Source organism: Rhizobium album, assembly GCF_003122325.1.
Lineage (GTDB): Bacteria > Pseudomonadota > Alphaproteobacteria > Rhizobiales > Rhizobiaceae > Metarhizobium > Metarhizobium album.
The window spans coordinates 129,145-147,847 of the sequence record NZ_QFBC01000019.1 but is presented as its reverse complement, the minus strand read 5'-3'; the positions used below and the strand labels follow the sequence as shown (position 1 = coordinate 147,847).

Genomic DNA, 18,703 nt, shown 5'->3' with positions numbered 1-18,703 from the left:
TCCAGGCTCTCGCTGCGGAGAGGAGTGTACGGGATCGCAAGCGGTTTGCTTGAGCCGTGTGCGGGGAAACTCGCAAGCACGGTTCTGAGGGGGCGGGGCAGCGGCGACGCTGCCCCGCTACCCGACCTCGAACTGGGCGGAGCCGTGCGAAAGGGCGAAACAGGCTCGACGGTGGTCTTCGCCAGCCGCTTCACCAAGTCCGTGGCCGACGGGAGCGGCAACGATGTCGATCGGGAAATCCCGTTCCTGAAGGCCTATTCAGTGTTCAACATCGAGCAGATCGATGGTTTGCCTGACACCTATTATGCCCCGCCGGCCAAGGTGCGGGATCCCGTCGAGCGCATCGAGAGCGCTGATCGGTTCTTCAGAGCGACGGGCGCAGTCATCCGGCACGGCGGCAACCAGGCCTACTACTCACCCGTCATGGACTATATCCAGATGCCGCCCTTCGAGGCCTTTCGCGATGCGGCCGGGTACGCGGCCGTTCTCAGCCATGAGGCGACGCACTGGACGGCGGCGGAACATCGCGTCGGCCGTGACCTGTCGCGATACGCGAAGGACAGGACGGAACGTGCACGCGAAGAGCTCATCGCTGAGCTCGGCAGTTGCTTCCTTTGCGCCGATCTCGGCATCGCGCCCGAACTCGAGCCACGGCCCGATCATGCGTCCTACCTGCAGTCCTGGTTATCGATCCTCGCCAACGACAAGCGGGCCATCTTCCAGGCGGCGGCGCATGCTCAGCGCGCGGTGAATTTTCTGCATTCCTTGCAGCCGGAAACGGAGATGAAGGCTGCGGCTTGACAGTCAGACGCGGTCGGCACCACCGGTGGCGGCCGCATGATCGGCATCATGCTGATCACCGTTCCGCTGATCCTTGAGACCTTGTGCAATGTCGGCATCCAGCCTTCCCCAGATCGACGGTTTTGCAGCGTCGGGTTTCGGTTTGCGGGATGGTTTGCGTTCGATGATGAACGGCTTGGTCTGCTGACGCATTGATCCTCCAGGCTGCGATTCCCGAGCGCAACGATATCGCACCGGGCATAGCAGGCAAGCCGGACCACGGCCGACCGTGACCCACTCCGAACTCGAAGCTGGCTCCGACGACGGGACAAGTGGAGCATGAGCCAGGTTGCCATTCTTCCCATGGGCAAATGCGGTGAGAGCCATTGCCATATCCCTTTACGACAAAGTTTCCGGCAACCCATCTGCGGGCTCGATGGGGCATGTCTGACCGGAGACCGGCTGCGCCTCGATCGTCTTCCCGCAACGACAATGTTCAGATTTCTTGCCCCGGACCCCTCAGGGCTCCTCCTCTCCCGCCAACAAATCTGCACCTTGCCGCCCTCCATTTCATTGCGGCCTTATCAGGTGCGGTCCGATCGTCACCGGTCTTGTCGACATCCATCGAGGTCGCGATGGGCGCGGCCCGAACACGAGAAAAGGAATACGACAATGGCCACCATCGGCACCTTCACTTCCGAAAAGAACGGCTTCACCGGGTCCATTCGCACGCTCGCCCTCAACGTCAAGGCACGCATCGCCCGGGTTGAGAACCCCTCCGACAAGGGCCCCCAGTTCCGTGTCTATGCCGGAAGCGTCGAACTCGGCGCCGCCTGGCAGAAGACCTCCGAGCAGGGCCGCGACTACCTCTCGGTCAAGCTCGACGATCCGAGCTTCCCTGCCCCGATCTACGCAACGCTCGCCGAGGTCGAAGGCGAGGAAGGCCTCCAGCTCATCTGGTCCCGCTCGAACCGCGATTGATCGGGATGACAAGGCTCCGCCACCGGCGGAGCCCGCCTTCCTGCTGAGAGATCAAAGCCGGATCTGGCATCGAGCCAGGTCCGGCTTGTTTGTTGGCATACGGTGAGCGGGAAGCTGCTCAGAATGCTCGATTGTGCCAAGCGCCAATGCCGGCCTCAAGGATGAGCGGTTCCCCCAATTTGCTCCACCTGCCCTCAAGAGCAGCTTCCGCAAATCGGCTCCCCCACTCCCCGGCTCTGCCGGTCGCTGGCGCGATCCCTGACCCCGCCATCACCTCTCGGACCCGCCGGTCATCTTTCACAAACGTCAAGGAGACGCAGATGACCTACGAACTCGAAATCCAGATTGAAGAATTGCGGGCCGAGCTGCGCAACGCTGTCGATGGCGCCGAGCGTCGCCAGATCCAAACCGAGCTCGACATCGCCCAGGCGGAGCTGATCGTCGCGGCTGCCGAGCTGGACGGCCTTGCTGAGGCAGAGCCACCGTTCTGAGGTGGCTTCCATCGCCTGTGGTTCTCAGACCGGAGCTGCTGCAATTCTCCGGTCGATCCCATTTCATCGACATTGGGAATGATGCGGATCGTGCGTCCTGCCGCAACCTGACGCCGGCAGAATTTTCCCCGCTTTTGGCTCCTCGCGCCTCAAAATTCAGCCGTCCTCAGGTCCTCCGCTCACGCTTCGGCCGTCCCGGTGCAGCCTTCCTTCCCGATCCGCATTCCATCCCCGCGACGAAACGCAATCGACAGGAGAAACCAAATGCAACAGCTCGCCAAGTTCCTCAAAGCCACCGGCCGCCGCCTTCGCAACCTCGCCAAGGTGATCTGTCACCTCTTCCGCAAGGGCAAGCTCGGCATGAAGATCGCGATCAAAATCCCGTTCCTCGTCGAAGTCGAGGTCAACTTCGAGACCGACTGGAACCGGCGGACCTAACCGCCACATCGGCCCGGTTCGCCGGGCCGACCTCCAAGCCTCAGCACCATGGCACTCGTCGGCCGCTCCAGGTCCGGGCGAGACCTTCCGAGACCAGAAAATCGCCCAAGCTTCGACCGTCACGGATCAGCACACGAAGCTTGCGACCATATCGGTCGGCATCGCGGCCAGGCCAAGCTTTGAGTTCAAACGGACCCTCGTTGATCAGCTCGAGCATTCTGGCCGTGGCGCGGTTGCCGAGGGCGAGTTCCGACGAGCACTTCGGTTCATTCACCTCCGGTGTGTCGATATCGGCGACACGGATCTTCTGGCCGCTAAGCCAGATCGTGTCCCCGTCAACGACGCATGCCTTACGCGAGCCAGTAGCACACATTTGGAATGGCAGGCTCACTTTGGATCCGGCTTCGCTCGCGTAGGCTTTTGTGCCGATCAAGGGGTGGGCAGCTGGAGCAATGACGAACATCGCCACTTGGATCATTCTGATGAAGCGCCACATCTGCCGACGAGCGACACCTTCTGATCTGCTGTTCATGCGTATTCCTTGCATTGGGCACCGTTTATCAGCTGTCGTTGCGCGAATGTCGAATGGCCGCTGCGTAACCGCGCCGCTTCTTCTGTCGGAGGAGATCGAGAAAGAGGACCACAGCCTCTCGCTCCGTTTCGAAATGGTGGCTCATTATCTGGCCGGTGGTTCCGATACGTCCCCAACACCGTGTCAGGCAAGCCTCTCCAAACAGATTGGGATGGATGGACATCGCATAAAAGCGGGCCATGTTTTTCGTGGGGTCCGATCTTTCGATGTAGAGATGGTAGGGCTGGGTGATCATGCCGGCATGATCGTCTCCCAGCTATTTTCCGTCCAACGAGAGTTTTGAATCGCTCCGGCGCAATCGATTCATTTCTGTGATGTCTCGGAGGGCAACAGCAAGCCTTTGTTCGCTTAGGTGGTGACCTCATGCACATGAGTGCCTCGTGCTTGTCATTGCGGAATGCCTATGGAAAGAAGCTGCCGAACTAATTGCAGGAGGGGAAGATGGAAGACGCTATTCAAATCGACAACCGCGGAGACTTTGGTCTCTGGGCGATTGAAGTGGCAAAGCAGATTGTCGCGGATCAGGGATTTGAACTTGCCCGGGCTGCTCGCGACGGTTCTGAAGACGACGTCCGCGTGGCAGGCAACGCTCTTGGCCAGGCCATCACCAACGCAATGATGGAGGTTTTCGACGGACTGACCGAAGGGGTTTCCGACCAATAGCCCGATGTCATAAGCGGTATGCTTCGGTCGGGGCCAGTCGGTTCCGGCTTCCGCTGACGCGGCGCTATGCTAAGCCTCCTGCGGCTGCCCGCTTCCCGATCGAAGCATGACGAGAATTCCCGAAATCACGCCCTGGCGGTCGTCGCTATGCTGATTTCTCCGATACGCTTCATTGTTGGTCGGCAGGCGCTTCGCGCCGCAAAAACCTGCTCTGCTCAACGCAGGCGGTCATATCTTTACGCCGAAACCAGATGGCGCGGCCGCATCGCAGCGGTGCGTTTCCGGCCGTGAAGACGATCTGCTCGTCCGCCCTCATGCGCAGCACTTCATGCGGCTGGATGAGTGGCCGGGCGGCGAGCTGCTTCGACCGTGTCCGCGATGACCCGCGCGATTGAAAGCTACGGCTAACCTGATCGATCTCGACCGTCGTCATGCCGCAGCGACGCGAGATGTAATCGGCGGTTTCCGGATCATTGATGGCTGCGAAACTGATCCAGCTCGCGCTTTCGAACCACTTGCTGGACGCGTCTCGCCCGCCATAGGTTTCGCGCAGCTGGCCGATCGACTGATAGATCATCGTCAGCGTGATACCGTACTTCCGACCCGCGTCTCGCGCGGTCTCCAAGATACGCATATAGCCAAGGCGGGCGACCTCATCGAGCAGGAAGAGCGCTCGCCCATCCATCGCGCCGTCACGATTGTAGATCGCGTTCAGAAACGAGCCGATCACGACGCGCGCCAATCCGCTATGGGTCTCCAACGTTTTGAGATCGATGTTGATGAACACATCCGTTTTGCCCGAGGCGATATCCTCAGTCCGGAATGTCGATCCCGAAACCAGCGCGGCGTAGTTCTGGTACGAAAGCCAGTGCGTCTCCTTGATCGCATTGGCATAAACACCGGAGAAGGTTTCCGGCGTCATGTTGACGAAGGCGGCGACGTTTTCCTTCACGAAGTCCGACTCCGAATTGTCGTAGATGTCCTGCAGGCGCTGTCGAAGCTTGGGCTCGGGTTCCGACAGATTGCTGCGCACTTGTCTCAGCGTTTGCTGTTCCTTCGGCGTATGACCGGAGAGGCAGACATCGGCGATGATTGCTGTCAGGAGTTGCAGGCCTGAGGCGCGGAAGAAGTCGTCCCGGACACCGCTTGCGCGACCGCTATCGCTCATGATCCATGATGCGACCGAGGCAATGTCTTCCTCCTTCGTGCCGCCGTACTGGCCGACCCAGTCGAGTGCGTTGAAGCCGGTCGCGGGTTTACGCGGATCGAGGATCCGCACACGCCGCCCCGCCTCTTCGCGATGTTTCGAGACCATGGGCGCGACCTCGTTCGAGGGATCGAGGACGATGAGCGAGCCACCCCACTTCAGCGCTGTCGGGATCGTCACTGAGGTTGTTTTGAAACCGCCCGATCCGGTAAAGACGATGCCGTGCGAGGAGCCGAACGAGCCGTCGAAGCAGAGAAGCGGAGACTTGCCGCCGGCGCACCAAGTCTCGCTGGTGTCGGCACGGAACGAAACGCCGGCAGCACTGCCTCGATCGACGCGATATCGCTCTCCGATCACGATGCCACCAGTCCCTGGGAACAGCTTTTCCGCTTCGGCAAGTTTCATCCAGTCGGCCTCACCGTGCAGGGCACGCTTGCCGATGATGCGTTTCGGCGCAGCCCGTGCGAAGGCGGCGTTGCCGACCATAGCCACGCGCATTGCAAAGCAACCGGACATCAGTGCTGCGGCCGCGCCGATCATGGTCGATGGATCCAGATAGGATAGCGCGGATCGACCCGCTGGCACCTGGGAGGATAGCGCTGCAAGGCGCAAGCCTTCTCGCACGCAAGCCGTCAGGATGATCGCGACGTTGCCGATTCCAGCACCAACGCCTGCGGCGCGAATGCTTGCCGATCCTGCGGTTGCGAACAGCAAAATCAGGCCGAGCGCAGCCGCCGCCATGTACGGTATTGCGACCCCTGCCCGTCCCAACGCCAGCCTTGCCGCCTCTGTCTTTCCGAACCCGGCAAGCCATGTCTCGATGCCGGTCATGACGAACACCGTCGCGCTCATCATGGCCACGGGCAGAATGACGAGAACGAGCTTATTCGCCTTCATTGCCGAATGCCTCCGACCCGATCGCTGTCAACCTTGCGCGCTCGCTATCGTCGGACTTCAGGCGCTGCTGTAGGTCGATCAGCGCGCCGAGCAGAAGCGCCCGCTTCTCGAAGCGAAGGCCAGCTTTGACGATCAGGCCGCCAAGCTCGATCTTGTCGCGCGTGTCCTTCTTCCGGGCATCGGACGTTGCGTTCCTGCTCATTCGTTCAAGCCTCAGCAGGGCTGCCCGAAGCCGCGCCAGACGCGTCTTCCTCGGACTGCCCGCTACCCGTGCTGCTTTCGCCTGCCCCTTTCCGTTCGCTCGTACCGGGCTTACCTCCGCGAAAGCGTTTCGCCAGTTCCTCGAATGCCGCCTGAAGCTCCGTCTCCTCGATTTCGATCTCGCCAAGGCCTGCCCGAAGCGCGACGCGGCCAATGCGCTCGGCTTCTCTCGTTTCCGCATGCTTGAGCTGTTCCTGGAGCTTGGCAATTTCTTCGCGGATTCTGGAGGATGGTTTCTTCATCTCTGGATTGTCCTCTGTTGCTGCATGTCGTGGTTCACGCAGTCAGAGTCGTTCAGATCGGCGTGCCGATCTACTAACAGAAATGCGAGTAGGCGGAGCCTACGCTTTTGAGCATCATCCCGACCGTTCGCAAGGACGGATCCGAAGGGCGCAATTATACGTCGCTGATGCGACGCTTTGCTTTTGGCCCCTGGCGGGGCCTTCCGCTCCTGACGAACACGTTGATTTCGTTCGATCGAAGGAGCTGTTTAGACGATGGCCGTGCCGCATTTCTCAGTCAGCATCGTCGCCCGCGGCTCCGGCCGCAGCGCCGTGCTGTCGGCGGCCTACCGGCATTGCGCCAGGATGGACTATGAGCGGGAAGCCCGCACGATCGACTACACCCGCAAGCAGGGCCTGCTGCATGAGGAGTTCGTCATTCCTGCCGACGCGCCGGAATGGCTGCAATCGATGATTGCCGATCGGTCCGTCTCCGGCGCATCGGAAGCTTTCTGGAACAAGGTCGAGGAGTTCGAGAAACGGTCCGATGCGCAGCTCGCCAAGGATGTCACCATCGCCCTGCCGATAGAGCTTTCAACCGAGCAGAACATCGAACTCGTCCAGGAATTCGTTGCCAGGCACATCACAGCCCAAGGCATGGTAGCCGACTGGGTCTTCCACGACGCGCCGGGCAATCCGCATGTCCATCTGATGACGACGTTGCGACCGCTGGCCGAGGACGGGTTTGGGCCGAAGAAAGTCGCTGTGACCGGACCAGATGGCCAACCGCTTCGCAACGATAGCGGCAAGATCGTCTACGAGCTTTGGGCCGGTGGCCTCGAAAACTTCAATGCGTTTCGTAACGGCTGGTTCGATTGCCAGAACCGGCACCTGGCGTTAGCGGGCCTCGATATCCGGGTCGATGGCCGGTCATTCGAGAAGCAGGGCATCGAGCTGACGCCGACCATCCATCTTGGCGTTGGCACGAAGGCGATCGAGAGGAAAACAGAGACTGCGGAGGGGAAGGCTGCGCTCGAACGGCTGGGGTTGCAGGAAGAGCGGCGAGCTGAAAATGCCCGCCGGATCCAGCGCAACCCGGAGATCGTGCTTGATCTGATCACGCGGGAAAAAAGCGTCTTCGACGAGCGCGATGTCGCCAAAATCCTCCATCGCTATATCGATGATGCCGGCCTTTTCCAAAGCTTGATGGCGCGCATCCTGCAGAGCCCGGAGACCCTCCGTTTGGATCGCGAGCGGGTGGACTTTGGGACAGGGACCCGGTCATCGGCAAAGTACACGACGCGCGAGCTGATCCGGCTTGAAGCCGAGATGGCCAATCGATCAATCTGGCTCTCGCACCGGTCTTCACACGGCGTCCGCAAGGCGGTCCTCGAGGCGACGTTTGCCCGGCACGATCGCCTGTCCGACGAGCAGAAGACGGCGATCGAACATGTCGCTGGCGACGCCGGGATCGCCGCTGTCATCGGCCGTGCTGGCGCTGGCAAGACCACGATGATGAAGGCCGCCCGGGAGGTCTGGGAAGCGGCCGGCTATCGGGTCGTCGGTGGTGCGTTGGCTGGCAAGGCCGCGGAGGGTCTGGAGAAGGAAGCCGGCATCGTCTCGCGCACGCTTTCATCCTGGGAGCTCCGCTGGGAGAAGGAGCGTGACCACCTCGACGACAAGACGATCTTCGTCATCGACGAGGCCGGCATGGTGTCCTCGCGCCAGCTTGCATTGTTCGTGGACGCTGTGGCGAAGGCCGGCGCCAAGCTTGTCCTGATCGGCGATCCCGATCAACTACAGCCGATCGAGGCCGGCGCCGCATTTCGAGCCATCACGGATCGGGTCGGCTATGCGGAGCTGGAGACGATCTACCGCCAGAAAGATCAGTGGATGCGGGATGCTTCACTTGATCTGGCCCGTGGAAACGTGGCGAGCGCGCTGAACGCCTATGAGCAGGCTGGTTTGGTACAGACCGGCTGGACGAGGCAGGACGCGATTGAAGGACTGATCGAGAGCTGGAACCGGGATTTCGATCCCGACAAGACCACGCTCATCCTCGCACACCGTCGTCGTGACGTGCGCGAACTGAACGAGTTGGCGCGTGCCAGGCTCGTCGAGCGCGGCATTGTCGGCGAAGGTTTTGCGTTCAATACCCAGGACGGCCTACGTCGTTTTGCCGCCGGCGACCAGATCGTCTTCCTGAAGAACGAGGGCAGCCTCGGCGTCAAGAATGGCATGCTGGCCAAGGTCGTGAATGCAGCACCCGGTCGCATCGTGGCCGAAATCGGCGACGGGGAAAGCCGCACACAGGTCTTCGTCGAACAGCGGTTCTACGCCAATGTCGATCACGGCTACGCGACCACGATCCACAAGTCCCAAGGCGCAACCGTCGACCGTGTCAAAGTCCTCGCATCCAGCACGCTCGACCGTCACCTGACCTATGTCGCGATGACGCGCCATCGCGAGGCAGCCGAGCTCCATGTCGGCATGGAAGAGTTCACCAGCCGCCGCGGTGGCATCCTGGTCGAGCACGGTGTCGCGCCCTACGAACACAAGCCTGGGAACCGCGACAGCTATTTCGTGACGCTCGAAGACAGTGACGGACAGTACCGCACGATTTGGGGTGTCGATCTCAAGCGTGCCATTGAGGAGGCGCGGCCTGAGATCGGTGATCGGATCGGTCTCAAGCACGATGGATCGGAGACGGTCACATTGCCGGATGACACCACGGCCGAGCGCAACACCTGGAAAGTCATTCATGTCGCGGAACTGGCGATAGAGCAGCTCAAGCAGCGGCTGGCCCGCGATGGATCGAAGGAAACGACCCTCGATTATGAGGGCGCATCGTCCTATCGCGCCGCGCTGCGATTTGCGGAGGCGCGTGGCCTGCATCTGATGAATGTTGCGCGCACGATTTCGAAGGACCGGCTCGTCTGGACTATCCGCCAGAAGCAGCGGCTCATCGATCTCGCTACAAAGCTCGCGGCCCTCGGCGCGAGGCTCGGCCTTGCCCGTGGCAACAGCAATATCTCCATCCCGAACACAGCCAAGGAGGAAAAGCCGATGGTATCAGGCATCACGACCTTCCCCAAAACAATCGACCAGGCGGTCGAAGACAGGATCGCCGCCGACCCTGCTTTGAAGAAGCAGTGGGAGGAAGTGTCCATGCGCTTCCACCATGTCTTTGCCAACCCGGAAGCGGCGTTCAAGGCGGTGAATGTCGACGCGATGCTGCACGATCAGGCGGCCGCGGCGAAGACAATTTCCAGGATCACTGCTGAGCCTGAAACCTTCGGCGCCCTCAAGGGCAAAACCGGTCTTCTCGCCAGCCGTGCCGACAAACTGGACAGAGATCGAGCGCTCAAGAATACAGAGCCGCTCGCCGACAGCATCAGCGATTATCTCCGCCAGCGGGGCTATGCCGAGCGGCGAAATCACGCCGAGGAGCTTGCTGTCCGCAGGCAGGTCGCGCTGGAGATCCCTGCCCTCTCGTCTAATGCGAAAAGCGTGCTCGAGCGGGTGCGTGACGCCATCGACCGAAACGACCTGCCCTCGGGTCTCGAATATGCGCTCGCCGACAAGATGGTGAAGGCTGAACTCGAAGGTTTCGCGAAGGCGGTTACCGAACGTTTCGGAGAGAGAACCTTCCTGCCCCTGGCTGCGAAGGATGCCAACGGCGAGGCTTTCCAGCGCGTCACGTCAGGCATGAATGCCGTCCAAAAGAACGAAGTGCAACAGGCGTGGAATACGATGCGGACGGTCCAGCAACTGAACGCCCATGAGCGCACTGTGACGGCACTCAAGCAGGCTGAGACACTGCGTCAGACGAAATCTGAGGGGCTTAGCCTCAAATGAAGATGCGCCATCGACATAAAGTGCTCCGGCGCATGAAGCGGCTCGTCTGGTTCTATCGGATCAGCAGCGTCAGCCTGGTTACACTTGGTCTCATCGTGCTGCTCGGAGGTCAGGGCTTCAGGGTCAATCTCACACCCAGCGAGCCGCTGGGCCTGTGGCGGATCGTCAAACCCGATCGTCCTATCGTGGTCGGCGATCTGGTCTTCATTTGCCCACCGAACACCGACGCGATGCGCGAGGCGCGTGCGCGTGGATATCTGCGTTTCGGCCTCTGCGCCGGCCACTTGGCGCCTCTGATCAAAACGGTCGTGGCGACATCCGGGCAGGCGATCGAGATAGCCGATGACGTGCGTGTCGATGGTCGGCCGCTGCCTCACTCTCATGTTGCACGGGTTGACGGTCAGGGTCGTGAGATGGTGCCATACGAAGGGGGTGTCGTTCCGCCCGGCGCGGTCTTCCTGCATTCCGAGTTTCCGGGTTCGTTCGATAGCCGGTACTTCGGTCCTTCGCCAATGGAGGGAATCCTCGGACTGGCGCGAGAGGTGTGGACCTATGCGCCGTGAACTCTTCCGATCGGGTGTCCTCATCGCGCTATCGACGAGCGCCGGAGGAATTGGTTGGAGCGGTGATGTGGCTCTCTTGCCCCTCGCAGCCACGTTCCCCATGCTCTGGTCGTTGGCGCGGACGCGCCTGCAAGCAACGGCGATCTCTGCTGCCTACTTCCTCGCGGCATCGCGTGGACTGCCGCAGGGCGTGGCGAACTTTTATTCTTCGGATATCTGGCCCGGTCTCGTACTCTGGCTGGTCGCTTCCTCAGCCTTCGTAGCCGTCCATTCGGTGCTCTGGACCGATCACAAGGGATGGCAGAAGCCGCTTCGCTACCTGGCCGCTTTCGTCGCAATGGCGGTCCCGCCTTTCGGCATTCTGGGATGGGCGCATCCGATCACCGCCGCAGGCGTTCTGTTTCCCGGCTGGGGATGGTGGGGTCTGGGCGCGATGGCAGCCGGCCTGATCGTCATGACGACGCGATATCGGCCGGCTGCAGCCATGACCATGACAGGCTTCTGGCTCTGGTCCGCCGCTGTGTGGACGCCGCCGACCCTACCTGCGTCGTGGATAGGTGTCGATCTTGAAATGGGCGCATCTCTCGGGCGTGAAACTGGCCTGTGGCGTCAAAGTGAACTGATCGCCATTGTTCGCCAGCACTCCCCGGGTACCACGACTGTGCTGCCGGAAAGTGCCCTCGGTTTCTGGACGCCAACGGTCGGCCGCGTCTGGCAGCGATCTCTTACCGGAACAGGCATTACTATCATTGCGGGAGCAGCAGTCGTCGACAGCCAAGGCTATGACAATGTGCTCGTAAAACTCACCACCGATGAGAGCCAAGTTCTGTATCGAGAGCGGATGCCGGTGCCCGGGTCTATGTGGCAACCGTGGAGCGCCTGGATCGGCGGTCAAGGCGGCGCACGGGCACATTTCTTCGCCAATCCCGTCGTCGATGTCGGCAACCAAAGTGTGGCGCCGCTGATCTGCTACGAGCAGCTTCTCGTCTGGCCGGTTCTACAATCGGCCTTCCATCGGCCCGATGCCATCGTCGCAGTCGGAAACGGCTGGTGGACCGCAGGTACCGCCATCATCGACATTCAACGGGCCAGCAGCGAGGCGTGGGCCCGTCTGTTCGGCCTGCCGCTCGTCATCTCGGTCAACACTTAAGGTTTGGAGCTCGCATGCTGGACGCTGCGCTTATCAAGGAATGTGCCGACCCGTCGTTGAAACCGGCGATCGTCGAACAGTTCGTCCAGGCAGTAGGGTCTGATGATCCACTCGCCATCATGGTCAAATCTGGCGGTCGACTGATCCTCGTTCCCAAACCGAGAACGCCCGAGGAAGCGATCGAGATCGTCCGCGAGAACATCGGTGGCTCTATCGTGCGCGTCGGCCTCACGCAGATCCCGGCGGGCATAGGGGTGAAGGACGCATCGGAGCTGAAGGTCGATCTCGTCGACCCCTGCGTCAATCTGCGGATGGGCACAGCGATGTTCGCCAAGATCCTCCGCATCGTTGCGAAGTGGTATGGAAATCCGACGAGCGAAGAGGTTTTCCCGCAGCTCTTCGACGATGCCGTCCATGCCTGGAGGACCGGAAAGTTCGAGGGCGAGAGCGTGTTCCAGGCGGAGGACCCAGGTGGCACGGTCGTGCAGCGGTCAGCGGTCGAGAGTGACGACGCTACGGAGGTTGCAGACGACGGAAGTGCTGAGACGCCGGATGAAGCTCCAATGAAACCCGATGACGCCGGTATCCGGATCGACCTGACGAGGATCGGCGGACAGAAATGATAATCATCTGCCTTATTGCGCAAGTTGCAGGATACTCGCCGTTCTGCTTGGACTATCGGGCCGGTATGACATGTCGAGCTTGGCGCACGACGGCTGACGGTACACGCACGTATGTTGCAGCACCAAGGTCAGCGTCGTAGTCGCCGAGATGGAACTGCAAACCGTTTAGAATCCTCTCGCACGCTTCAACGATCTTCTTGCGGTCTTTGATCGGGTTGCTGTGAAACAACTCGTTGCGCGTCTCCTTTATCACTCGCATCGTGTCGATGAACATGGTCTTGGTGAATGTGAAGCCAAGAACGGCGTCAGGGGCGAACATGTCGCGGATCAGAACCCAATCGGCCTCCATGATCCTCCAAAGTTCCCCAAGTGTAAGGCAATAGTAGAACTCATCGGACTTGTTGTTGCCGGTCACATCCTTGACGTGCTGGGGGTTGACCATGTTGTCGAACACTCGCCAAACAGCTTTCACGAAGGCAGGATTGACCGGTGTGCCTAGGATGTTCGGGAAGGCGGTGTATGCCTGTCCATTTTGCCGGGCATTGCGGATCAATACCCACCAATCCATCCGGCCAAAGCGCTCTTCCAGATAGTCAGCCAACACCGAGCGCAAGCCGTTCTCGACGGCGAACACGAATGGATAGATTGAGGAGAACTCCTTGACCTTGCGGGTGTAGATCCGGTGAATGACCATTCGCTGCTCATGCACGGGTATCTGCTGCAGGGCCTGGACCTTCACGCCTTCACGTATGCTGTCACGTAGCAGGGTCGGGTTCAAAGTACGCATGTCGACCTTGAAGTGGTCGACCTGTTGCGGAGTGGGTACGAAGGTGAGATACTCCCCGAGCAACTGGGACGTCGGCACATGCCGCTTGGTAACGCTAGACACTTGTCCCCCTTGCAATTCCCGAGTCGGATCTCTATAACATAGTCACTCGCTGAGTGGTGGCACAATGGTGCTGCGAGCCCGTGGCCTTACCACGGCACTTGGAGAGTCTAAACGGAATTATGGCTAGGCGTGGTCTAATAGACCGCGCCTTTAGTCTTTTGGGGCTTTTTAACTTCCCAAACACTCTACTCAGTCAGCTTTTGGCCGCGACAGACGCTTTGACGATTTCACGGTCACACCAAGGTCGGAAAGCTTGCGAGGTCGACCCCGTGCCGGGTGAGCGGCAGTCCAGATCTCCGCGAGTTCGACCATGCGCATAGTGAGCGAAGGATATCCCTGGACAATCTCCTCGGTAGTCGCGCCCTGCGCCTTCATGGCGGCGACGGCCCTGACTGGAACGCGGGTCTTGTTAAAGACCGGCTCGCCGCCGAGGACACCCTTCACGGATCCGATTACCCGTTCCGCTTCCCGAAGCGCCTCCGCTCGCGCAGCAAGCTGCTCGCGCGCTCGGGCAACATCGACGATTAGGTAATCGTCCGCTCGTACGGTATCGGCGTCCGGATTTTGGTCAATCGTGTCGAACAGCCGCTGGCGGCGCTCGGCCGACAGAATCGAGCCGACCCCATACCAGAGCTTGAGGCGCAGCAGGTCGTCGTCCGAGAGGGCACGTCCCTCGTCTTCCGAAAGACGACGTGCGATGATCCGTTTGTCGATTGCGTTGTGCACCGATTTCACGGCTATTTCGCTGACGGCAGCCGCCTCTGCAGGCGTATATGCACGCGCCATCTGAACCATAATCATTCTCCTTGTGGAGAATATATAGCAATTCCGCTGCACCTTGTGAAGTGTGACCTCGGTTCCCGGTAGGATTAGCGAAAATTCCAGTCATACTGACCGGTCGAGAACCTCGCCTACTCAGTCTGACTGGTCCGGCGTGATCAGCTCTACATGGCTGACGCCGAGGGCCTGTGCGATCTCATAAAGTGTGACGATGGAGGGGTTTCGCTTTCCTCTTTCGAGTCCGCTTAGATACTGTTGGCTGAAGCCGGAGCGCGCTTCTATATCCTCCTGTGTCAGGCCTTTTTCCCGACGGAGGCGGGCAAAGTTTCGACCGACCAGCTTGCGCATATCCATGCGCGGAAGATCGACGTTTACATACTTTAAGGTTATCAACTATAGTATGTAATTCAGATTTAAACCGATTTGCCTTTACGGATGTCTCGTCCCAAAGATGGTTTACAGTGATGGCATAGGGACGGTAATTGGACCGATAATGTTCAAAGCAAGTGCAGACGGCGCCGTGTCTGATACCAAACTCATATTGCGCCCACTCATCGGATTGATGAGTGATCAGCCGCCCGAAGAGATCGAGCGCCACGTCGTGCGCGAGATCGAAAAGCACCGTCGCCTGCGCGACAACGCGGTGATGCTCGAGGCAAAATTGGACGGTGCGTCTGAGCCAGAAGCGGCTCGAGAGGCCAGTCAGGACTACATCGCCGCTATGATCGCCGTCCACGCGCAGCAGACGGTCGTGTCAACGCTTCTCGACATTCTGGGCTATATTCCCGACATGCCGAAATCGAAGGGGCACTGACCTAGATCAGTCCGAATTCCTTCGCCATTGCGGTCGCCTGGGGCAAGCTCGTCGCGCCCAAGGCCGATTTGGCGTTGCGGAGGAAGAATGCGACGTTGGCGTATGTCGTGTTCTCGATGATGGCGATGGCCTTCATGGACTTGCCTTCCGCAGACCAGCGCAGGCACGTCAGTTCATCAGATTTCATGCGGATTGGAGTGTGATGGGTCGGCTTGGCGCCAAGGCCGTCGAGCCTCGAGTGTAATTGCGCAACCGCGGCAGCCGCAAGCACAGGGTTTAGCGCTTGCCCGATCGCGAAATCGGCCTCTTCCGAAGCAAGCGTAAGCATTGCCATCCGCCCAAATCCAGTCTTGATCGGAATTGTAATTCCGGAGCGTATTCCGAACTCACCGGCCTCGCCGTAGAAATTCCGACGCTCCTTGCTCATTCTGAGCGACGCTTCGTTGGACCACGCGAAGGCTTCCAACTGATCGCGCGCGTTTCGCACAACGGGATCAATGAGAGCGTAGGACTTCTCGAAATATCGCTGCTGCCATTCGACGTCATAGTTTGAGATCGCCGTTTGCGTTTCCGCTTGCAGATTAAGATAGGCATATGCCCCAAAACCTGCTTCCCGGCTTAGCTTCTCCAGTGTCGCCTTCACCGTGGCTTCGTCATGCGCCAGGGCGACCTGTTCGGTCAAACGCTCAAACCATTGGTTCAATTCATGGCCTCCTATGCGTGAGGGTATGAACGCAACAAGGTTGCAGTCATAATTGGCAGTACCCTTTGTCGAGGGCTCGGTCGCTCCGAAACGGAGGCGAAGCGCATGATCGCGCCCGCCTAAACTTGACTAGTAAGAGAAAGATTTTAGCTACGCAAGATTGTATTATGTCATCGCGATTCAATTACATGGACGCTGACCAGTTTGCGCCGAACTCTATTCTATTGCCGATACGAATTCGGGAAAATAATATCCTGATCAACCAGCACGTTGAATTTGTAGCCCGGCCTGATCCTGATGGTTGGCTGCACATTCAGATTTTTCGAGATCGTCTGTTCCGCCACACGGCCGAACGATTCGGCAAAATTCCGCCGCGCTGCATCTGAAGCCGTATCCTGCGTGGCCAGTGTCGAACTTTCCGGCATCGACATGTCGATCCCCGTGCCGATGATGGCAACGAGCGCGGCAGAGCCGAATGTGCGCCAGAGGTGACGATCGACCTTATCCTTGAAGCCGCCGTACCCCTCGGCATCCGTGCCGGACATGCCGCCGATCTGAAGGGTCGACCCGTTGGGGAAGATCAGGTCGGTCCAAACGACGAGTACGCGCTCCTGGCCGAATGATACCTTGGAGTCATAGCGACCAAATAGCTTCGCTCCCTGGGGGATGAGCAGCCGGTAGCCGGTGGCGCTGTCATAGACATTCTGGCTGACCTGAGCTGAAATCCTGCCCGGAAGATCGGAGTTCAAGCCCGTGATCATTGTGGCCGGGATCACTGATCCGCGCTTCAACTCGTAGGGCGAGAGCTGCGGGACCACTAGGTTCGGCAGGTAGCCAAGATCCTTGATGTCCTGATTGAAGAAGTCCTCCTTCGAGGTCTGCCCGTTTTGATCGACGTTCTGACCGAGCAGTCCGGACTTCATTGCCGCACTGTAGACATCGGATGCACTGTTTGTCGTGGCATCGAGCGGTTGACGGGCGTCAGTCCTGCTTTCGGAAGCGCTCTTCTGCACTTCGGAAACATCGACCTTGAGCGGAGAATCGAGGGCCGTTGCCCGTGCCTGGAGGCTTGCCATCCTCTGACGCTGCGCTTCGCGGAGGATCTGCTCGTCCTGTTCCCGCTTCAGCCGCGCCTTCCATTCGGCTTCCGGCTCGAGTTGCGATCGCCGTTCCGTCCGGACCTCATTCTGCCGCTCCACGACGGCTTCCCTCACCGGCTCGCGTTCGACGACGACGGGCGTCGGCTGGAACACTTCGCGTTGCTCCGGTTCGCCTATGATCCCGTCCGTCACGCCTCGTTTCAGTTGATCGCCAAACGTGGTCGCCGGTGACGCGGAGGTGGTGTCGAGTTCGTTTCCACGGTTGAATGAGAGACCGCGCCACGACAGGCCGACGATCACGACGCCGAAGAACAGAACAATGATGACGATGGCGACGATGATCGGCAGCCGATTGAGGCGTCGCATACTCTGTTGATCGTCAGTATTACCCGCCGTGCCGAGCTGGAGCGATTGAACCATGGTTTCCCCTCCCCTCAGTTTCGTTGCATGATCGAAAGCGAACTTGCCGGCGTGGCGCCGGCTGCCGTCGCCGTGTAGGCGCGCCCTAGCGCGATGGCCGGCGTGCTGACCCGCGCCAGGACCTGTCCGTCGAAGCTGTCGATCGACCATGCAACCTCCACAAGCTTCTGATCCTTGCCGACCTTGCCGTCGGCGATGACCGTGTATCCCCAGCCCCTCAGCGCGGCTTCGAGCGCGGCGGCGTATTCCGAGGTATCCTTGTCAATCTTGAGCGTCGTGGTGCCGGCAGGCCCGACCTGTTCGGCAAGGCGGCTTGCCATGTCACCAGCGATTGCGCTGGCGGTGGCGCCAGTAACTGCAATCGGTGTGGAACTGGTGGTCAGCGTTCCATCCGCAGTCTGGCAACCGGAAAGGATGGCGGTGATGATGATGGCGGCGATGGTCTTGTTCATCGGTCAACCTCCCCGCCGGATTGTGATCTTCTGCTGGCGCCAGCCAACCCCGGAGACAAGCACGGCTTTGTCGACGGCGTAGTCGACGATCATCATGTCGTTCTTCATGCGATAGTTGACGATGCGGTTCTGGCCGCCGCTGACGACGAACAGCACCGGCGCGTCCTGCCCGGAGATCGACCGTGGGAACTGGATGTAGGTCTTGGTTCCGTCGGAATAAACGCGCTTCGGTCGCCATGACGCGCCGCCACTGACCGAATAGGAGAAGTTCAGCTTGTCCGGAGCGGTTCCCGGAATGCCGCCGGTCTCGAGCCGGGCATTGATGTCGGCCAGCTTGGTCGACACATCCTCCGGGTACTCGAAGCCGATGCGGGCCATGTACTGACTTGGATGGGATTTGAGCTGGATATGGTAGGTTCGTCGCGACGTCGTGACGACCATCGATGTGACGAGGCCAGCCTCAGACGGCTTCACGATCAGGTGGATCGCCTGCCCTCCCGTTGCGCCTGATGTCGCCGGCTCGACCTTCCAGCGGACAGTGTCACCGACAAGCACATCGCGGACGATCTCGCCGCCCTGCAGCTCAATGTCGCAGACTTGAAGCGGCGAGCACACCACAGAGGGCTGGGTCTCACCGAACAGGAAGATGACTTTCCCGTCCGGCCCGGTCGTCACAAGACCCGGCGTTCCCCGCCACTTTCGCGAGATGTTAGTCCCCTTCACCTCGTTCGACGTCATGCTTTGTGCGACTGCGCAATCCGCGAGGACGAGTCCTGCCATGCAGCCGACGGCCGCGATCAATCCTGTTCTGTGCATGTGA

General features: G+C 60.0%; 23 protein-coding genes. 10 read left to right on the top strand and 13 right to left on the bottom strand.

All coding sequences use genetic code 11. The features are described from left to right. The coding region (locus DEM27_RS28525) for an ArdC family protein (RefSeq protein ID WP_245446189.1) at positions 1-801 on the top strand (801 nt) is incomplete at its 5' end. A 3-nt stretch (positions 802-804) separates the two neighbouring features. On the opposite strand, the gene DEM27_RS28520 is transcribed toward DEM27_RS28525, so the two are convergent. Next, the gene (locus DEM27_RS28520) at positions 805-993 is read right to left on the bottom strand and encodes a hypothetical protein (protein WP_109461639.1); all 189 of its coding nucleotides are present in this window, start codon (positions 991-993) and stop codon (positions 805-807) included. A gap of 459 nt (positions 994-1,452) precedes the next feature. Between DEM27_RS28520 and DEM27_RS28515 the strand changes: the two genes are divergently transcribed. The 3 genes from DEM27_RS28515 to DEM27_RS34215 all read left to right on the top strand — a co-directional run bounded on the left by DEM27_RS28515 (position 1,453) and on the right by DEM27_RS34215 (position 2,690). Next, entirely contained in the window at positions 1,453-1,761 is a 309-nt protein-coding gene (locus DEM27_RS28515) for a DUF736 domain-containing protein (RefSeq protein WP_109461638.1), read from the top strand. 320 nt (positions 1,762-2,081) lie between these two features. Then, positions 2,082-2,252, top strand: coding sequence for a hypothetical protein (locus DEM27_RS34220; RefSeq protein ID WP_165823658.1), 171 nt, complete (start codon positions 2,082-2,084; stop codon positions 2,250-2,252). A 264-nt stretch (positions 2,253-2,516) separates the two neighbouring features. Next, a complete protein-coding gene (locus tag DEM27_RS34215) occupies positions 2,517-2,690 on the top strand; it encodes a hypothetical protein (RefSeq protein ID WP_165823656.1) in 174 nt (57 codons plus the stop codon). 40 nt (positions 2,691-2,730) lie between these two features. Here the strand turns inward: DEM27_RS34215 and DEM27_RS28505 are convergent, their stop codons facing one another. Both DEM27_RS28505 and DEM27_RS28500 read right to left on the bottom strand, forming a co-directional pair. Further along, positions 2,731-3,153 carry a thermonuclease family protein gene (locus DEM27_RS28505; RefSeq protein WP_337250487.1) on the bottom strand — a complete coding sequence of 141 codons (423 nt, stop codon included), beginning with the start codon at positions 3,151-3,153 and terminating at the stop codon, positions 2,731-2,733. Positions 3,154-3,250: 97 nt separating this feature from the next. After that, entirely contained in the window at positions 3,251-3,517 is a 267-nt protein-coding gene (locus DEM27_RS28500) for a WGR domain-containing protein (protein ID WP_109461637.1), read from the bottom strand. Between the two features lie 206 nt (positions 3,518-3,723). Between DEM27_RS28500 and DEM27_RS28495 the strand changes: the two genes are divergently transcribed. Next, complete coding sequence (locus tag DEM27_RS28495) at positions 3,724-3,945, top strand: hypothetical protein (protein WP_109461654.1); 222 nt, start codon at positions 3,724-3,726, stop codon at positions 3,943-3,945. 169 nt (positions 3,946-4,114) lie between these two features. On the opposite strand, the gene traG is transcribed toward DEM27_RS28495, so the two are convergent. From traG to traC, 3 genes are read right to left on the bottom strand one after another with little or no spacing between them, the layout of a single operon-like run. After that, complete coding sequence (traG, locus tag DEM27_RS28490) at positions 4,115-6,049, bottom strand: Ti-type conjugative transfer system protein TraG (RefSeq protein ID WP_109461636.1); 1,935 nt, start codon at positions 6,047-6,049, stop codon at positions 4,115-4,117. Beyond that, positions 6,036-6,251, bottom strand: coding sequence for a type IV conjugative transfer system coupling protein TraD (gene traD, locus DEM27_RS28485; RefSeq protein WP_109461635.1), 216 nt, complete (start codon positions 6,249-6,251; stop codon positions 6,036-6,038). Before traD ends, traG begins: the two co-directional genes overlap by 14 nt. Before the next feature lie 4 nt (positions 6,252-6,255). Beyond that, positions 6,256-6,552: a conjugal transfer protein TraC gene (traC, locus tag DEM27_RS28480; RefSeq protein WP_109461634.1), complete on the bottom strand. Its 297-nt coding sequence runs from the start codon at positions 6,550-6,552 to the stop codon at positions 6,256-6,258. 255 nt (positions 6,553-6,807) lie between these two features. Here traC and traA point away from each other — a divergent pair, with 255 nt between their 5' ends. Genes traA through DEM27_RS28460 form a run of 4 tightly spaced genes read left to right on the top strand, consistent with a single transcriptional unit; the run spans position 6,808 to position 12,725 of the window. Further along, entirely contained in the window at positions 6,808-10,389 is a 3,582-nt protein-coding gene (traA, locus tag DEM27_RS28475; RefSeq protein ID WP_109461633.1) for a Ti-type conjugative transfer relaxase TraA, read from the top strand. After that, positions 10,386-10,952, top strand: coding sequence for a conjugative transfer signal peptidase TraF (gene traF / locus DEM27_RS28470; RefSeq protein WP_109461632.1), 567 nt, complete (start codon positions 10,386-10,388; stop codon positions 10,950-10,952). Before traA ends, traF begins: the two co-directional genes overlap by 4 nt. Beyond that, positions 10,942-12,102 (top strand): conjugal transfer protein TraB, encoded by a 1,161-nt coding sequence (locus tag DEM27_RS28465; protein ID WP_109461631.1) that lies wholly within the window; start codon positions 10,942-10,944, stop codon positions 12,100-12,102. The genes traF and DEM27_RS28465 overlap by 11 nt, the downstream gene beginning before the upstream one ends. 14 nt (positions 12,103-12,116) lie before the next feature. Further along, positions 12,117-12,725 carry a TraH family protein gene (locus DEM27_RS28460; RefSeq protein ID WP_109461630.1) on the top strand — a complete coding sequence of 203 codons (609 nt, stop codon included), beginning with the start codon at positions 12,117-12,119 and terminating at the stop codon, positions 12,723-12,725. Between the two features lie 52 nt (positions 12,726-12,777). On the opposite strand, the gene DEM27_RS28455 is transcribed toward DEM27_RS28460, so the two are convergent. The 3 genes from DEM27_RS28455 to DEM27_RS28445 form a co-directional block, all read right to left on the bottom strand. Then, a complete protein-coding gene (locus tag DEM27_RS28455; RefSeq protein WP_128755583.1) occupies positions 12,778-13,614 on the bottom strand; it encodes a hypothetical protein in 837 nt (278 codons plus the stop codon). Between the two features lie 189 nt (positions 13,615-13,803). Next, positions 13,804-14,409: a DUF433 domain-containing protein gene (locus tag DEM27_RS28450; RefSeq protein WP_109461628.1), complete on the bottom strand. Its 606-nt coding sequence runs from the start codon at positions 14,407-14,409 to the stop codon at positions 13,804-13,806. 120 nt (positions 14,410-14,529) lie between these two features. Further along, entirely contained in the window at positions 14,530-14,748 is a 219-nt protein-coding gene (locus DEM27_RS28445; RefSeq protein ID WP_109461627.1) for a helix-turn-helix domain-containing protein, read from the bottom strand. A 139-nt stretch (positions 14,749-14,887) separates the two neighbouring features. Between DEM27_RS28445 and DEM27_RS28440 the strand changes: the two genes are divergently transcribed. After that, positions 14,888-15,208: a transcriptional repressor TraM gene (locus tag DEM27_RS28440; RefSeq protein ID WP_165823654.1), complete on the top strand. Its 321-nt coding sequence runs from the start codon at positions 14,888-14,890 to the stop codon at positions 15,206-15,208. A gap of 1 nt (position 15,209) precedes the next feature. Here the strand turns inward: DEM27_RS28440 and DEM27_RS28435 are convergent, their stop codons facing one another. The 4 genes from DEM27_RS28435 to trbG form a co-directional block, all read right to left on the bottom strand. After that, a complete protein-coding gene (locus tag DEM27_RS28435; protein WP_245446185.1) occupies positions 15,210-15,911 on the bottom strand; it encodes an autoinducer binding domain-containing protein in 702 nt (233 codons plus the stop codon). A gap of 221 nt (positions 15,912-16,132) precedes the next feature. After that, entirely contained in the window at positions 16,133-17,431 is a 1,299-nt protein-coding gene (trbI, locus tag DEM27_RS28430) for an IncP-type conjugal transfer protein TrbI (protein ID WP_109461625.1), read from the bottom strand. 14 nt (positions 17,432-17,445) lie between these two features. Then, positions 17,446-17,883: a conjugal transfer protein TrbH gene (trbH, locus tag DEM27_RS28425; RefSeq protein WP_109461624.1), complete on the bottom strand. Its 438-nt coding sequence runs from the start codon at positions 17,881-17,883 to the stop codon at positions 17,446-17,448. Positions 17,884-17,886: 3 nt separating this feature from the next. Beyond that, positions 17,887-18,699, bottom strand: a complete 813-nt coding sequence (gene trbG / locus DEM27_RS28420; RefSeq protein WP_109461623.1) for a P-type conjugative transfer protein TrbG — start codon at positions 18,697-18,699, stop codon at positions 17,887-17,889. Positions 18,700-18,703: the final 4 nt, after the last annotated feature.

Coding starts and splice junctions, on each gene's coding strand:
- DEM27_RS34220 (WP_165823658.1), top strand. CDS start 2,082: ATGACCTACGAACTCGAAATCCAGATTGAAGAATTGCGGGCCGAGCTG.
- DEM27_RS28515 (WP_109461638.1), top strand. CDS start 1,453: ATGGCCACCATCGGCACCTTCACTTCCGAAAAGAACGGCTTCACCGGG.
- trbI (WP_109461625.1), bottom strand. CDS start 17,431: ATGGTTCAATCGCTCCAGCTCGGCACGGCGGGTAATACTGACGATCAA.
- DEM27_RS28445 (WP_109461627.1), bottom strand. CDS start 14,748: ATGGATATGCGCAAGCTGGTCGGTCGAAACTTTGCCCGCCTCCGTCGG.
- traA (WP_109461633.1), top strand. CDS start 6,808: ATGGCCGTGCCGCATTTCTCAGTCAGCATCGTCGCCCGCGGCTCCGGC.
- traF (WP_109461632.1), top strand. CDS start 10,386: ATGAAGATGCGCCATCGACATAAAGTGCTCCGGCGCATGAAGCGGCTC.
- traD (WP_109461635.1), bottom strand. CDS start 6,251: ATGAGCAGGAACGCAACGTCCGATGCCCGGAAGAAGGACACGCGCGAC.
- traG (WP_109461636.1), bottom strand. CDS start 6,049: ATGAAGGCGAATAAGCTCGTTCTCGTCATTCTGCCCGTGGCCATGATG.
- DEM27_RS28440 (WP_165823654.1), top strand. CDS start 14,888: ATGTTCAAAGCAAGTGCAGACGGCGCCGTGTCTGATACCAAACTCATA.
- DEM27_RS28500 (WP_109461637.1), bottom strand. CDS start 3,517: ATGATCACCCAGCCCTACCATCTCTACATCGAAAGATCGGACCCCACG.
- traC (WP_109461634.1), bottom strand. CDS start 6,552: ATGAAGAAACCATCCTCCAGAATCCGCGAAGAAATTGCCAAGCTCCAG.
- DEM27_RS28505 (WP_337250487.1), bottom strand. CDS start 3,153: ATGTTCGTCATTGCTCCAGCTGCCCACCCCTTGATCGGCACAAAAGCC.
- trbG (WP_109461623.1), bottom strand. CDS start 18,699: ATGCACAGAACAGGATTGATCGCGGCCGTCGGCTGCATGGCAGGACTC.
- DEM27_RS28520 (WP_109461639.1), bottom strand. CDS start 993: ATGCGTCAGCAGACCAAGCCGTTCATCATCGAACGCAAACCATCCCGC.
- DEM27_RS28465 (WP_109461631.1), top strand. CDS start 10,942: ATGCGCCGTGAACTCTTCCGATCGGGTGTCCTCATCGCGCTATCGACG.
- DEM27_RS28495 (WP_109461654.1), top strand. CDS start 3,724: ATGGAAGACGCTATTCAAATCGACAACCGCGGAGACTTTGGTCTCTGG.
- DEM27_RS34215 (WP_165823656.1), top strand. CDS start 2,517: ATGCAACAGCTCGCCAAGTTCCTCAAAGCCACCGGCCGCCGCCTTCGC.
- DEM27_RS28460 (WP_109461630.1), top strand. CDS start 12,117: ATGCTGGACGCTGCGCTTATCAAGGAATGTGCCGACCCGTCGTTGAAA.
- trbH (WP_109461624.1), bottom strand. CDS start 17,883: ATGAACAAGACCATCGCCGCCATCATCATCACCGCCATCCTTTCCGGT.
- DEM27_RS28450 (WP_109461628.1), bottom strand. CDS start 14,409: ATGGTTCAGATGGCGCGTGCATATACGCCTGCAGAGGCGGCTGCCGTC.